The organism is Alishewanella agri BL06 (assembly GCF_000272005.1).
Classification (GTDB): domain Bacteria; phylum Pseudomonadota; class Gammaproteobacteria; order Enterobacterales; family Alteromonadaceae; genus Alishewanella; species Alishewanella agri.
This window is the reverse complement of the sequence record NZ_AKKU01000020.1, coordinates 1-12,856: the sequence shown is the minus strand read 5'-3', so window position 1 is coordinate 12,856 and position 12,856 is coordinate 1. Positions and strand designations below refer to the sequence as shown.

General features: G+C 53.2%; 14 protein-coding genes. 9 read left to right on the top strand and 5 right to left on the bottom strand.

All coding sequences use genetic code 11. The features are described 5' to 3' along the window. Positions 1-4: 4 nt before the first annotated feature. Genes hemC through cyaY form a run of 3 tightly spaced genes read right to left on the bottom strand, consistent with a single transcriptional unit; the run spans position 5 to position 1,934 of the window. On the bottom strand, positions 5-931 hold the full coding sequence (gene hemC / locus AGRI_RS11355) for a hydroxymethylbilane synthase (RefSeq protein WP_008985079.1): 927 nt from the start codon (positions 929-931) through the stop codon (positions 5-7). Continuing rightward, entirely contained in the window at positions 931-1,614 is a 684-nt protein-coding gene (locus AGRI_RS11350) for an alpha/beta hydrolase (protein ID WP_008985078.1), read from the bottom strand. Before AGRI_RS11350 ends, hemC begins: the two co-directional genes overlap by 1 nt. After that, the gene (gene cyaY, locus AGRI_RS11345; RefSeq protein WP_008985077.1) at positions 1,614-1,934 is read right to left on the bottom strand and encodes an iron donor protein CyaY; all 321 of its coding nucleotides are present in this window, start codon (positions 1,932-1,934) and stop codon (positions 1,614-1,616) included. The genes AGRI_RS11350 and cyaY overlap by 1 nt, the downstream gene beginning before the upstream one ends. Positions 1,935-2,006: 72 nt before the next feature. Here cyaY and lptM point away from each other — a divergent pair, with 72 nt between their 5' ends. The 6 genes from lptM to AGRI_RS11320 are packed head-to-tail and all read left to right on the top strand — an operon-like array spanning position 2,007 to position 6,565. Beyond that, positions 2,007-2,180, top strand: a complete 174-nt coding sequence (lptM, locus tag AGRI_RS16400) for an LPS translocon maturation chaperone LptM (RefSeq protein ID WP_008609791.1) — start codon at positions 2,007-2,009, stop codon at positions 2,178-2,180. 5 nt (positions 2,181-2,185) lie between these two features. After that, complete coding sequence (gene lysA / locus AGRI_RS11340) at positions 2,186-3,442, top strand: diaminopimelate decarboxylase (protein WP_008985076.1); 1,257 nt, start codon at positions 2,186-2,188, stop codon at positions 3,440-3,442. A 13-nt stretch (positions 3,443-3,455) separates the two neighbouring features. Beyond that, positions 3,456-4,286: a diaminopimelate epimerase gene (dapF, locus tag AGRI_RS11335; RefSeq protein WP_008609793.1), complete on the top strand. Its 831-nt coding sequence runs from the start codon at positions 3,456-3,458 to the stop codon at positions 4,284-4,286. After that, positions 4,283-4,942, top strand: coding sequence for a DUF484 family protein (locus AGRI_RS11330; protein WP_008950641.1), 660 nt, complete (start codon positions 4,283-4,285; stop codon positions 4,940-4,942). Before dapF ends, AGRI_RS11330 begins: the two co-directional genes overlap by 4 nt. Beyond that, a complete protein-coding gene (xerC, locus tag AGRI_RS11325) occupies positions 4,929-5,858 on the top strand; it encodes a tyrosine recombinase XerC (RefSeq protein ID WP_008985075.1) in 930 nt (309 codons plus the stop codon). Before AGRI_RS11330 ends, xerC begins: the two co-directional genes overlap by 14 nt. Further along, complete coding sequence (locus AGRI_RS11320) at positions 5,858-6,565, top strand: HAD-IA family hydrolase (RefSeq protein WP_008985074.1); 708 nt, start codon at positions 5,858-5,860, stop codon at positions 6,563-6,565. Before xerC ends, AGRI_RS11320 begins: the two co-directional genes overlap by 1 nt. Here the strand turns inward: AGRI_RS11320 and AGRI_RS11315 are convergent. Then, a complete protein-coding gene (locus AGRI_RS11315) occupies positions 6,558-6,941 on the bottom strand; it encodes a hypothetical protein (RefSeq protein WP_008985073.1) in 384 nt (127 codons plus the stop codon). The two genes, AGRI_RS11320 and AGRI_RS11315, sit on opposite strands and share 8 nt — an antisense overlap. A 283-nt stretch (positions 6,942-7,224) precedes the next feature. Between AGRI_RS11315 and uvrD the strand changes: the two genes are divergently transcribed. The 3 genes from uvrD (at position 7,225) to AGRI_RS11300 (ending at position 12,327) form a co-directional block, all read left to right on the top strand. Then, the gene (gene uvrD, locus AGRI_RS11310; RefSeq protein WP_008985072.1) at positions 7,225-9,393 is read left to right on the top strand and encodes a DNA helicase II; all 2,169 of its coding nucleotides are present in this window, start codon (positions 7,225-7,227) and stop codon (positions 9,391-9,393) included. After that, positions 9,394-11,469 (top strand): tRNA(Met) cytidine acetyltransferase TmcA domain-containing protein, encoded by a 2,076-nt coding sequence (locus tag AGRI_RS11305; protein WP_008985071.1) that lies wholly within the window; start codon positions 9,394-9,396, stop codon positions 11,467-11,469. A gap of 66 nt (positions 11,470-11,535) precedes the next feature. Next, a complete protein-coding gene (locus AGRI_RS11300) occupies positions 11,536-12,327 on the top strand; it encodes a hypothetical protein (RefSeq protein WP_008985070.1) in 792 nt (263 codons plus the stop codon). Positions 12,328-12,342: 15 nt separating this feature from the next. Here AGRI_RS11300 and AGRI_RS11295 read toward each other — a convergent pair. Then, a partial coding sequence (locus AGRI_RS11295; protein ID WP_008985069.1) for an IS630 family transposase occupies positions 12,343-12,856 on the bottom strand: 514 nt, incomplete at its 5' end.

Genomic DNA, 12,856 nt, shown 5'->3' with positions numbered 1-12,856 from the left:
CTGGTTAGCTGCCCTGATACACAGCAGTTAAAATCTTACCGGCGCCCGCGGCCAGCAGCCGCTCAGCCAGTTGCAGCCCCAGGGCTTCAGCGCTGCTGGCCGGCCCCTGCACTTGATCGCGGATAATTTCGCTGCCATCGAGGGAACCCACCAGACCGCGCAGCGTGATTTGCTCACCGTGCTGGGTGGCAAAGGCACCAATCGGCACCTGACAACCGCCCTGCAGCCGGCGGTTCATTGCCCGCTCGGCCAGCACACAATTGCGGGTCACACTATGCTCCAGCGGCGCCAATAACGCTTGCACCCGCTGGTCGCTGGTGCGGCATTCAATACCAACGGCCCCCTGACCATTAGCCGGTAAACTCTGCTCTACCGGCAGATAGCCCGCGATGCGCTCTGCAAAACCCAGCCGCAGCAAGCCGGCCGCCGCCAGAATAATGGCCGCGAACTCACCGTTATCCAGCTTGGCCAGCCGGGTATTCACATTGCCGCGCAAGTCCCGCACCTGTAAGTCGGGACGTAGCGCTTTTAACTGACATTGCCGGCGCAAACTTGAAGTACCGACAACCGCACCTGGCGGTAACTCGGCAATAGAGCGGAATTGATTGGAGACAAAGGCATCGCGCGGATCTTCACGCTCGCAAATGGTGCTCAGCATCAACTCATCCGGGAACTCCACCGGTACGTCTTTCATACTGTGCACGGCGATATCGGCGCGGTCTTCCAGCATCGCTGTCTCCAGCTCTTTAACAAACAAGCCTTTACCGCCAATTTTGGCCAGTGGCGTATCGAGAATCTTATCGCCCTGGGTCGACATCGGCACCAGCTCTACCGTTAACTCCGGGTGGTGCTTTAATAATTCGGCTTTTACAAACTCAGCCTGCCACAGCGCCAGCGCGCTTTTCCGGGTGGCAATACGGATCCTCTGCATCAGAGCTCCTCAGCATGTTGCAGCAGCCGGCTTTGTAAAAAGCGGCTGATTTCATCAATTTCCTGCGCGCAAACACTGTGCGGCATCCGGTAATCCTGCCAACTGACTTTAAAGCCAGCCGCTTTAAAGGTTTGATACGCTTGCTGACCCGCGGCCAGCGGTACCACCGGATCCTGAGTACCATGCCCGATAAATACCGGAGTCGCTTTGTTATGGCTCAACATTTCAGCAGTCAGCTTGTCCGGGCAGGCCATATAGGTGGATAAGGCAATAAAACCGGCTAGCTTATAGGGTAAGCGCGGTAATAAATGTAGCGTAATGACGCCACCCTGGCTAAAACCAGCCAGTACAATGCGCTCACTCGGGATGCCATCGGCAATCAGTTTGTCCAATAAGGCGGTCACGGCTGCAGCCGATTGCCGCACCCCTTCTTCGTCGGCGCGGTTAGTTAAGTCCATGGTTTTAATATCGTACCAGGCGCGCATCCGCATGCCGCCATTGACGGTAACCGGTATTTCCGGCGCATGCGGGAAAATAAAGCGGATACCGGCCGCTGCCGGTAACCGTAGCTCCGGCACTATGGGCGCAAAACCATGGCCGGAATCCCCCAGGCCATGCAACCAGACGACTACGGCTTTCGTTTCGCCCTGTGGTTTCACATCAACAAAAGGAAGTAACGCCATTATGCTGTACCCAACGCAATCGGATAACCGGCTTGCTTACTGGCCGCATCATTAATCAGTTGCCAGAATTCGGTACCGCTGCGGTTATCAATCCACTGGCCATTACGCAGTTCAAAATGGTGGCCGTTAAACTTGGTCGCAACCCAAACCTGCTGCAGTGGTGGCTGCTTGTTGATAATGATTTTACTGCGGTCGGCAAAGGTGATCGCTAACAAGCCACCGTTCGACTCGTAATCCAGATCAAGCTCCTGCCGCTCTATGCTCTCTTCGACGGCCAGTAGTAACTGATCCGTTAATTCCTCATATTCTAGGTCATTCATCTGCTTCACCTGTTTGCTTTTACTGCTAAGGATGCGATTATAGAGCGTCGATTAATTAATGAAATAAAAACCATGCACGCTCAGCGAATTTCGCGCTTACTGCGCCTGTTAACCGGCGCGTTGCTGGCCACAGTATTGCTTAGTGCTTGTGGTCAGAAAGGTCCGCTTACCTTACCACAGGCCGAGCCGGAAGTGGCAGCGCCGCCACCGCAAAAGATTACCGAAGACACTGAATCACAGGGGTAAGCAGATTGGATTACTTTAGTTATCAGGGCAATAGCTTATTTGCCGAACAGGTGGCCCTGGCCGATATCGCCAGCCAATATGGCACACCGACCTATGTTTATTCCCGCGCCACCATAGAGCGCCATTACCGTGCCTTTGCCGATGCCGCGGCGGCGCATCCGCACAGCCTGGTCTGTTATGCGGTGAAAGCCAATAGCAACCTGGCGGTATTGAACCTGCTGGCCCGCCTGGGCAGTGGCTTTGATTTGGTATCCGGCGGCGAACTGCGCCGGGTCATTGCTGCCGGTGGCGATCCGGCAAAGGTGGTGTTCTCTGGTGTCGGTAAAACTGCCGAGGAAATGCACTTTGCGCTGCAATTGGGCATTAAGTGTTTTAACGTCGAATCGGTCAGCGAGCTGCACCGCTTACAGGACGTTGCCAAAGCGCTGGGCAAAAAAGCACCGGTGTCGCTGCGGGTTAACCCGGATATTGATGCCAAAACGCATCCTTATATCTCTACCGGGCTAAAAGCCAATAAATTTGGCATTGATATCCTGCTGGCAACGGATATTTACCGCGCGGCACGCGAATTGAGCCATATCGAACTGGTCGGTGTCGACTGCCATATCGGTTCACAACTGACCGAAACCCAACCCTTCCTCGATGCACTGGAAAAACTGCTGGCCCTGATTGAAGCCCTGAAAGCGGATGGTATTGAGCTGAAGCATATCGATATCGGTGGCGGCCTGGGCGTGACCTATGATCAGGAGGTGCCACCGTCGCCGGCTGACTACATCAGCAAGGTGGTGGAACGTTTAAAAGCCTATCCACAGCTGGAACTGATTATGGAGCCGGGCCGGGCCATTATGGCCAATGCCGGTATCCTGCTGACTAAGGTCGAGTTTTTAAAGCCTGGTCAGGAAAAGCACTTTGCCATTGTCGATGCAGCAATGAATGATTTAATCCGGCCGGCTTTGTACAGCGCCTGGATGAATATCGTGCCGGTGGTACTGAATAACAGCTTGCCACGACAAAACTATGATGTGGTGGGCCCGGTGTGCGAAACCGGCGACTTCCTCGGTAAAGATCGGGAATTGGCGATTGCCGAAGGTGATTTACTGGCAGTTCGCTCTGCTGGCGCCTATGGTTTTACCATGAGTTCTAACTACAACAGCCGGCCACGCGCCGCTGAAGTGATGGTAGACGGCCAGCACTGTCATCTGATCCGCCAGCGTGAACAATGGCAGGATCTGTGGCGTGGTGAGCAGGTGATCAGCAGTTAATCTTAAGGGCGCTATGTTACTTAACTTCAGCAAGATGCACGGTCTGGGCAATGATTTTATGATGGTAGATGCCGTCAGCCAGAACATTTTCCTGACCAAGGAGCAGATCAAGCAGCTGGCCGATCGCAATTTCGGTATTGGTTTTGATCAGCTGTTAATGGTCGAGCCGCCTTATGATCCGGACCTGGACTTTCACTACCGCATTTTTAACGCCGACGGCTCCGAGGTTGAGCAATGCGGCAATGGTGCCCGTTGTTTTGCGAAATTTGTGCGCTATCGTGGCCTGACCAATAAAACCAAGATCAATGTCAGCACCAAGTCTGGCAAGATCACGCTTTATGTCGAGCAGGATGGTCAGGTGACCGTCAATATGGGCGTGCCACAACTGGAACCAGCACGGGTGCCTTTTAAAGCACAAAAGCAGGAAGCGACCTATATTTTACTGAGCGAACAGCAAACCGTATTCTGCGGTGTGGTGTCGATGGGTAATCCGCATGCGGTGCTGGACGTGCCAGATCTCGATACGGCGCCTGTACGCACTCTGGGACCGGAGCTGGAATTGCACGAACGATTTCCGGAAAAAGCCAATATCGGCTTTATGCAGGTGCTCAATCCGCAGCATATTAAACTGCGGGTATGGGAGCGCGGAGCCGGCGAAACGCTGGCCTGTGGCACCGGTGCCTGCGCGGCAGTGGTGGTTGGCCAGTTACAAAAGAAACTCGCGCAACAAGTACGGGTGGATTTACCGGGCGGTAGCCTGCAGATCCGCTGGAATGGACCTGGCCAACCGGTAAAAATGACCGGCCCGGCTGAACATGTTTTTGATGGACAACTGACGTTATGACCGACACCCTGATAAAAAGCCAGGAACTGGTTGCTGCTTCGGTAGTGGCTGATTATCTGCAACAACACCCGGACTTCTTCCAGCATTATCCGGAGCTGCTGCCATTGTTACGTCTGCCGCATCAGCAGCGCGGCACGGTATCGCTGGTCGAGCGCCAGCTGGAGCTGCAACGCGAAAAAATCCACCTGTTACAGGAAGATATTACCCGTTTAATGTCGGTAGCCCGCCAGAACGAACATATTTTTCTGGCGTTAAATGCCTTGCATATCGCGGTGCATCAGGCCAAGAGTCTCACTGATGTGCAACAGGCATTACAGGCCTTTGCCGATGCTATGCCGCAGGTGAAATATTGCCGTTTGCTCGGGCTGGAGCAGCCAGGCGCTGATCTGAGCCCTTATCAGCTGCTGCTGAGCCGTCGTCTGCAACAACAGCCGGTATATCTGGGCCGGCTGAATAAAGAAGAACAGCATGATATCTTCCCGGCCAAGGTGCATTCAGTGGCCTTGCTGCGGATTGACCAGCAAGACACGCCACTGGCGATCCTGGCCTTTGGCAGCGAGCTGGATGATCATTTCCAGCCCGAGATGGATGTCTTATTCCTGCGCCACCTGGTGACCTTACTGGCACTGGTGCTGCCTGCTTATGTCAACGCCTGAGCTACCGCTGCACTGGGCTGAACCGGTGCAGCAGTTTCTCAACTACCTGAAGCACGAACGTGGCTATAGCCCGCAAACGCTGAGCAGCTATCAGCAGCAACTGACAAAACTGGGCCTTGCGCTGCATGCTGACGCAGCCAGCTGGTTTGTGCTCAGTGAACAACAATTGCAGCGACAGTTTTTACGCTTCCGCAAAAGCGGCCTAAGTGCCCGCTCACTGAGTCTGGTGGCCTCAGCACTGCGCAGTTTTTACCGCTACGCTATCAGCCAGCAGTGGCTAAGCCAGAACCCGGCCGATTATCTCAAGCTGCCGAAACCAGACAAAACCCTGCCCAAACAGCTGGAAATTGAACAAATCAGCCAGTTGCTGAGCTTTGCCAGCCACGACGATATTCTGGCCTGTCGCGATAAAGCGATGCTGGAGCTGTTTTATTCTTCCGGCTTGCGGCTGACCGAGCTGGTTGCACTGAATTTGCCGGATTTACAACTGAGCGAAGCCTTAGTGCGGGTTACCGGTAAGGGCAATAAGCAACGCCAGTTACCAGTTGGCCGGATGGCGCGCTCGGCGCTGCGCGAATGGCTGGTGCAGCGCCCGGCGCTGTTAGGTGCAGATACGCCAGTCACCGATCAACAGGCACTGTTCTTAAGTATCGAGCGGCAGCGTATTTCACCGCGCCAAGTCAGAGAACGGGTTTTACACTGGGCTAAACAACAAGGCTTGGGGCAACAGTTACATCCGCATATGCTACGTCACTCTTTTGCCAGCCACTTATTGCAATCCAGTGGCGACCTGCGCGGCGTACAAGAGCTATTAGGCCATGCCAATCTCAGCACTACCCAGGTGTATACCCACCTGGATTTTCAGCATCTGGCCAAGGTTTATGATAGCGCCCATCCAAGGGCCAGGAAGAAATAATGCAATTATTTAAAGCTTTACAACCTATTTCGGTGTTGTCTTTCGATTTAGACGATACCCTGTACGACAACAAACCGGTGATTGCCGCCGCCGAAGCCGCCATGCTGCAAAGTCTGGCACAGCATGCCCCGCTTACCCGCGGTTACAACAGTGATTTCTGGTGGCAGCAGCGCCGTTTACTGGCCAAGGCCACACCGGAGATCCGCCATGATTTAGGCCGTTGGCGTCTACTGGGTATTGAAGCCGGTTTAGTCAGTTTAGGATTAAGCCAGTGTGAGGCAGGCGAAATTGCCGAGGTGGCTTATACCGCTTTTTGGCAGGAACGTACCAATATCAAGATCAAGCCAGAAGTCAAAGCGCTGCTAACGGCGCTAGCCAGCCGTTATCAACTGATTGCAATCACCAATGGCAATGCCTGTATTCAGAAAATGGGCTTGGGCGATTTATTTGAGTTTAGTCTGCAAGCCGGCCCGGATGGCCGGATGAAACCCTACGCCGATTTATTTCTTACCGCCGCCAGCCGGTTACAGGCCGCGCCACAGCATATTATGCATATCGGCGACAGCCACCGTGCCGATGTGATGGGCGCGCTAAATGCCGGTTGCCAGGCTGCCTGGTTGGATCACCTGCAGCAGCCGGTAACTATCCTGCCACATCTGCGCCTGACCGAGCTGGCACAGCTTGCCGCCCTTCTGGATGCTAGCTAGCACGCGGTTTATGTTGACGAAAGCCGGCCACAATCCAACTGAGTATCAGATAGATTAATAGCGGTGGTAGTGTCGCTAATACCAAAATAAAAATCAGGTTTTGTCGCTTAGCCTCGGTAACTTGTGTAAGTTGCGCTTGGTAGTTAGCGAGCCATTGTTCAGGGCCTGGGCCTGAAAGATGGTGCGTTATAACACTGCCATTTGCTAAGACTGTTGTATCTTCCTGATGGTTTTGATAACGCTCTACAGCTGCTTGTAATTCAGCAATTCTGCTCTCGGCCACAGTAAACTGGGAATATGCGATATAAGCCAGATAACTTAGCCAACTAACAACGATGACAATATAGATTCTCTGCCATCCATTTAAACCTTGCATTAATTTACTCCCTTAAATTTCCATGCGTACCATTTTAGTTGGCCAACACAACAAGGTGTTTCTATTCTTTATTTGCCCAAAAATTAACAACTTGAACCTATCATATAAATACCACCCTCTCAAGGCGCATGATTTGTGCACCACTACCCTGCCTAAATAAAGGCTTTCCAATACATGTCAGGAGGTAGCAACTGGTTATTTATCCACTAAATCACCCCCTCTGACTTGGCGCCCCGCTGCTGGCTGTTATAATGCCCCGATACTAAGTAAACGAGGCCAACTAATGGATGTTTCTTACCTGCTGGACGGGCTAAATGATAAACAACGCGATGCGGTAGCGGCACCCCCGCAACATATGCTGGTACTGGCCGGAGCCGGTAGTGGTAAAACCCGGGTGCTGGTGCATCGCTTAGCCTGGTTAATGCAGGTAGAGCGGGTTGCGCCCTACAGTTTGCTGGCCGTCACCTTTACCAATAAAGCGGCGCAGGAAATGCGCGCCCGGATTGAAAGCACCATTGGCGTCAGCCTGAATAATCTGTGGATGGGCACCTTTCATGGCCTGTCACACCGTATGCTGCGCGCCCATTATCAGGAAGCCGGTTTACCGCAGGGCTTTCAGATCATCGATTCTGACGACCAGTTAAGGCTGGTGAAGCGGGTATTAAAAGCGCTGAATCTGGATGAAAAGCACTGGCCAGCCAAACAGCTGCAGTGGTTTATCAATGCGCGTAAAGATGAAGGCCAACGCCCGGGTATGCTGGACGCCGGTGGTGATTACAGCCTGGCGCAAATGATTAAGATCTATGCCGCGTATCAGGAAATGTGTGATCGCGCCGGTCTGGTCGATTTTGCCGAAATCTTGCTGCGCAGCTTTGAACTGTTAAAGCAGAATTCCGAGGTGCGCGGTCACTATCAGCAGCGTTTCCGCCATATTCTGGTCGATGAGTTTCAGGATACCAACGCCATTCAATACCAGTGGCTGCGATTGCTGGCCGGCAGCAGCGCTAAGGTAATGATTGTCGGTGACGATGATCAGTCGATCTACGGTTGGCGCGGTGCCCGCGTTGAAAATATCCAGCAGTTTTTAAAAGATTTTGACGGGGCGGATACCATCCGCCTGGAGCAAAACTACCGCTCCACTGCAACAATTTTGAAAGCTGCCAATGCGGTGATCAGCAATAACCAAAGCCGGCTTGGCAAAGATCTGTGGACCGACGGTAGCGAAGGCGAAAGTATTTCGCTGTATACCGCCTTTAACGAACTGGATGAAGCCCGCTTTATTGTCAGCCGTATCCGCGACTGGCATAACAAGGGTAATCCGCTCACCGATACCGCCATTCTGTATCGTAATAACGCCCAGTCACGGGTGTTGGAAGAGGCGTTAATTCAGGATGGTTTACATTATCGCATCTATGGCGGCCTGCGCTTCTATGAACGACAGGAAATTAAAGATGCGCTGTCTTATCTGCGGCTCATTAACAACCGTCAGGATGACGCGGCGCTGGAGCGGATTATCAATACGCCGGCCCGCGGTATCGGTGATACCACCCTGGATAAAGTACGGCAGCAAGCGCGCGCGCAGGGGCAGACGCTGTGGCAGGCATTAGAGCAACTGTTGCAGCAAAAGCAGCTTAGTGGCCGTGCGGCGAATGCCATCGCGCAATTTATGCAGTTAATTGGCCAATTGGATGCTGAGCTGACCGAGCTGCCACTGCATGAGCAGGCCGAACATGTGATCAAACAATCCGGGCTCTATGCCATGTATCTGGCGGAAAAAGGCGAGAAAGCCCAAACCCGGATTGAAAACTTAAACGAGCTGATCACCGCCTGCCAGAACTTCGACAGCCCACTGCTGGAAGAAATGAGCCCGCTGTCGGCGTTTTTATCTCAGGCGGCGCTGGAAGCGGGTGAATATCAGGCAGAAGAGCATTCCGATGCCGTACAGCTGATGACATTGCACACCGCCAAAGGCCTGGAGTTCCCATTAGTATTTGTGTGTGGCCTCGAGGAAGGGCTGTTCCCCAGCCAGCAAAGCGGTGATGATCCGGTAAGGCTGGAGGAAGAGCGGCGCCTCTGTTATGTCGGCATGACCCGCGCCATGCAAAAGTTGTATTTATGCCATGCCCAAAGCCGCCGTTTATACGGCCAGGAGCAATATCCGAAACCGTCGCGCTTTTTACGCGAGCTACCGGCCGAGTGTGTCGAAGAAATCCGTTTAACCACACAGGTTAGCCGGCCGCTGGTTAATAACCGCTTTAGCGGTGCCGCCAGTCATAGCGCCTTTGAAAACACCGGCTTTAAGCTCGGGCAACGGGTGCTGCATGAAAAGTTTGGCGAAGGCACTGTCCTTAATTACGAAGGCAGCGGCCCGCAATCGCGCATTCAGGTCAACTTTGATCAGTTGGGCAGTAAATGGCTGATGACCGCATACGCCCGGCTGGAAGCAATCTAAATGCGACTGCAGCAGCTCGGCCAGTTATTACAGCAGGCCGCTGCACAGCGGGTACGGCTGCCAGTATGGCTGCAAGGTGAGCCTGCCGCCTTATTGCACCTTGCCAACCAAATGCTGGCGCAGTTTGCGCCAGAGCATTGTTGGTGGCTGGGGAGTGAGGCTCCGGAGCAGTGCACAGCGCTTAAGCAGGCGAAAGCGCATCAGTTGCTGGGTACCGAATGTGACTGGTTGGTAATTAACGCCTGTAGCGGCTTTAACGGCGATCAGATCGCCGCCGCCAGTGGCGCCTTAAAAGCCGGTGGCTTGTGGCTGCTGCTGACACCGCCAACCGATGGCTGGCTGGCGCAGCCCAATCCGGACCATCAGCCGTTATTATCCTACCCACTGACCCCGCCGGCCGGCGCGCAAGGCTTTACTGCTTTTTGGCGCAATACTTTGCAACAAGCCAATCTGTTGCACGCCCAACTTACAGCGGATGGCGATATTCAAATCCTGCAACAACCCATTTTTCCCCCGCTAGCTGTGGCGGCTGAGTGCCAGCCGCCTTTTAAAACTGCCGGGCAGCAGACAGCCGTGGCGGCTATTGTAAAAGTAGTAACAGGCCATCGCCGTCGCCCGCTGGTATTAACTGCCGATCGCGGCTGTGGTAAGTCGGCTGCGCTGGGGCTGGCCGCAGCAGAGCTGGCTAAGCAGGGTAAACAACGCATCCTGATCACGGCCCCCTCCAAGCTTCAGGCCAGTGTTGCCCTTGCGCACTTCGCCAGTCAGGTCCAGCAAGCGCAACAAAAAGCACTGCAGTTTATCGCGATTGACCAGTTATTGGCTGAGCTGCCAGTCGCTGATCTGGTGCTGGTGGATGAAGCGGCAGCCCTGCCGGCCCCGCAATTACAACAGCTGGTTAATCACTATAGTCGCTTGGTGTTTGCCAGCACCGAGCATGGTTACGAAGGCACAGGCCGGGGTTTTCAGTTAAGGTTTCAGCCTTATTTAGCGCAACAATGTCCTGACTGGCGGCAGCTACGCTTAACCGAGCCAATCCGCTATCAAGCACAGGATCCGCTGGAACAGTTAATCCGGCACAGCTTTCTGCTAAAACTGGACTTGCCCGAACCCGCATACGACAGTACTCAAGCTGTGCTGTTAAAGCATTATCAACATCACGACTGGCTGGCTGAGCCGGAAAAGCTGCAGCAGGTCTTTGCCTTGCTCAGCTTTGCCCACTATCAAACCCAGGTTAAAGATTTACTGGCGTTAATAGAAAATGCTGCTCTCGCAGTGTATACCCTGGAGCAAAACGGCCAATTACTTGGCTGTATGTTGCTTAGCAGCGAAGGCGAGTTTAGCGCCGAACTGGCAGAGCAGATCTATCAGGGCAAGCGGCGGGTACAGGGGCATCTGCTGGCGCAAAGTCTGGCCTTTCATCTTGCCGAGCCCGGATTGGCGTGCCTAAAACTGGCGCGCATTATGCGCATCGCCATAGTGCCCGGCTTACAACAGCTAGGGCTGGGTAGCCAGCTACTGCAATTGGTCAGTTATGAACTTAGCCGCCGTGGTTATCATTATCTTGGTAGTAGCTTTGGCGCCACGCCGAGCTTATTAGGTTTTTGGCAGCGCAATGCTTTTTTGCCAATCCGCCTCGGTCAACAACTGGATAAAGCCAGCGCCGAACCCTCGGTACTGGTATGTAAAGCCTTAAAAGGTGATGAGGATATTGTTAGCCATCTGGCGGAACATTTTTCGCAGCGACTGTATCTGGAACTCAGCGAATACCCGTCGGATCTGCAGCCCGCTTTACTGCTGCAGCTAATTAAACCGCCACTGCGTATCCTTAGCCCTGCCGAGCTGCAGCAACTTAGCTTGTTTGCCAACGGGCAACGACCTTATGAACTGGTTTCAACCTTGCTGGTCTATTGGTTTAACCAGTACCGGTTACAGTTAGATCCGCTGGCAACTGCTGTCTTTATCGCCCGCTGCTGGCAAAGACAGCCCTGGTCACTGCTTGCCAGGCGTTTTCAACTCGCCGGTAAAGCCGCCATTATTAAACTGATGCAGCAAAGCGTCGCCAAACATCATTAAACAGCGCAGAAATAGTGGGGCTGGCTGCCGAAAGCTGGTACAGTCAGGAAAATTTGCGGAGCCCTTATGCTTAGTCTGTTATCGTTATTACTTGCCACCAGCCAACCAAGCCTGGAACACCTTAGCCAGTCCGAGCGCAGCCTGCTCCAGGCCGCCTTGGCAGCGCAGCAAGCTCATAGTGTACTAAGCGTGCAATATGAAGCATGCCAATCACAACGTGACTACCGTCAGGCCGGTTTACCGGATTTGCAGCTGTTACGCTCGGCGATCGAGGCCAAGCTGCAGCTGCCATATCAGGATTTCCTGTTCGCCAGCCAACAAGCCGGTGACTGGCAACGCCTACAGCCTAGAGATCCTCTTGAAGCAGGTAACTGCGACGAATTTATCCGTTTTCGTGAGAATCTGGACTATTACGAATTACAGTTGTTTGCATTGGAGATCGCCGAGCCAATGGCACGCAGTCTCACGGAAAACCGCAGCGAAGCAGATGATACTAAACAGCTACAACTACTGCGCGGTTACTTACAACGGTCCAGCAGTGTTGCTGTTGCTAAAGTATTTGATCGCAGCCAACTCAATGCGATCGAACAGGCTAATTTTTTGCACCCCGACTATCAGAGTCGTTACATCTTCCGGCTGGAACAAGGCTGGCGTAGCGTAATGCCAGTCTATATGGGTATGCATAGCCAATTTAATGAACAGGATATCGCCAAACAAGCCAGTGAATGGCTGATCTTTCTTGATACCCAAAAGCAATTTATCGCCGCCAGGCCATTAGCAGAGGTATCGGCATTGCTCGCAGAGCTTGGCCCTGCCGAATGGAGCTTTGATCTTAATGGCAATTTGATCCGCAAATAGTTATACCATTCCATCTTAAAGTTTGTTCAATACCGCCCAGTCTCTTGAGCACATCTTGATCACCCGAGCGGTATCGCTGATAAAACTGTTCCAGGCTTCGCTACACGCATCCACAATGGCCTCGTAGTTTTCAAAACAACGGTTTGCTAAATGATGTTGCCGCAGCCAACTCCACACCTGCTCTATCGGATTGAGTTCTGGTGAATACGGTGGCAGTTTTAAAATCGCCAGATTATCGAAGTCATCGGCAATATCTTCGGTATGCCAACCTGCGCCATCCATCACGACAACTGCAAATCGGTCTGTTGCCGTTACCACTGAAATTTGCGCTAAGTGCTTTTTCATCACGTCTTTGCTCAGAAAGGGAACTATCAAGGCTTCCGTTGCGCCGGTTGCAGGGCAAATGGCACCGAAAAGATGCGCATACTCAAATTGTTGTTGCCTCACCGCGCGGGGACGCGAGCCGGTTTTAGCCCATAAACGGGTAGTCGTATTTTGTTGACCAATTCTCGCTTCATCTTGAAACCAG

What these genes read in the sequence shown, in the direction of transcription:
- AGRI_RS11350 (WP_008985078.1), bottom strand. Translation starts at nt 1,614, where the DNA reads ATGGCGTTACTTCCTTTTGTTGATGTGAAACCACAGGGCGAAACGAAA.
- AGRI_RS11330 (WP_008950641.1), top strand. Translation starts at nt 4,283, where the DNA reads ATGACCGACACCCTGATAAAAAGCCAGGAACTGGTTGCTGCTTCGGTA.
- hemC (WP_008985079.1), bottom strand. Translation starts at nt 931, where the DNA reads ATGCAGAGGATCCGTATTGCCACCCGGAAAAGCGCGCTGGCGCTGTGG.
- lptM (WP_008609791.1), top strand. Translation starts at nt 2,007, where the DNA reads ATGCACGCTCAGCGAATTTCGCGCTTACTGCGCCTGTTAACCGGCGCG.
- xerC (WP_008985075.1), top strand. Translation starts at nt 4,929, where the DNA reads ATGTCAACGCCTGAGCTACCGCTGCACTGGGCTGAACCGGTGCAGCAG.
- AGRI_RS11315 (WP_008985073.1), bottom strand. Translation starts at nt 6,941, where the DNA reads ATGCAAGGTTTAAATGGATGGCAGAGAATCTATATTGTCATCGTTGTT.
- dapF (WP_008609793.1), top strand. Translation starts at nt 3,456, where the DNA reads ATGTTACTTAACTTCAGCAAGATGCACGGTCTGGGCAATGATTTTATG.
- uvrD (WP_008985072.1), top strand. Translation starts at nt 7,225, where the DNA reads ATGGATGTTTCTTACCTGCTGGACGGGCTAAATGATAAACAACGCGAT.
- AGRI_RS11305 (WP_008985071.1), top strand. Translation starts at nt 9,394, where the DNA reads ATGCGACTGCAGCAGCTCGGCCAGTTATTACAGCAGGCCGCTGCACAG.
- cyaY (WP_008985077.1), bottom strand. Translation starts at nt 1,934, where the DNA reads ATGAATGACCTAGAATATGAGGAATTAACGGATCAGTTACTACTGGCC.
- AGRI_RS11320 (WP_008985074.1), top strand. Translation starts at nt 5,858, where the DNA reads ATGCAATTATTTAAAGCTTTACAACCTATTTCGGTGTTGTCTTTCGAT.
- AGRI_RS11300 (WP_008985070.1), top strand. Translation starts at nt 11,536, where the DNA reads ATGCTTAGTCTGTTATCGTTATTACTTGCCACCAGCCAACCAAGCCTG.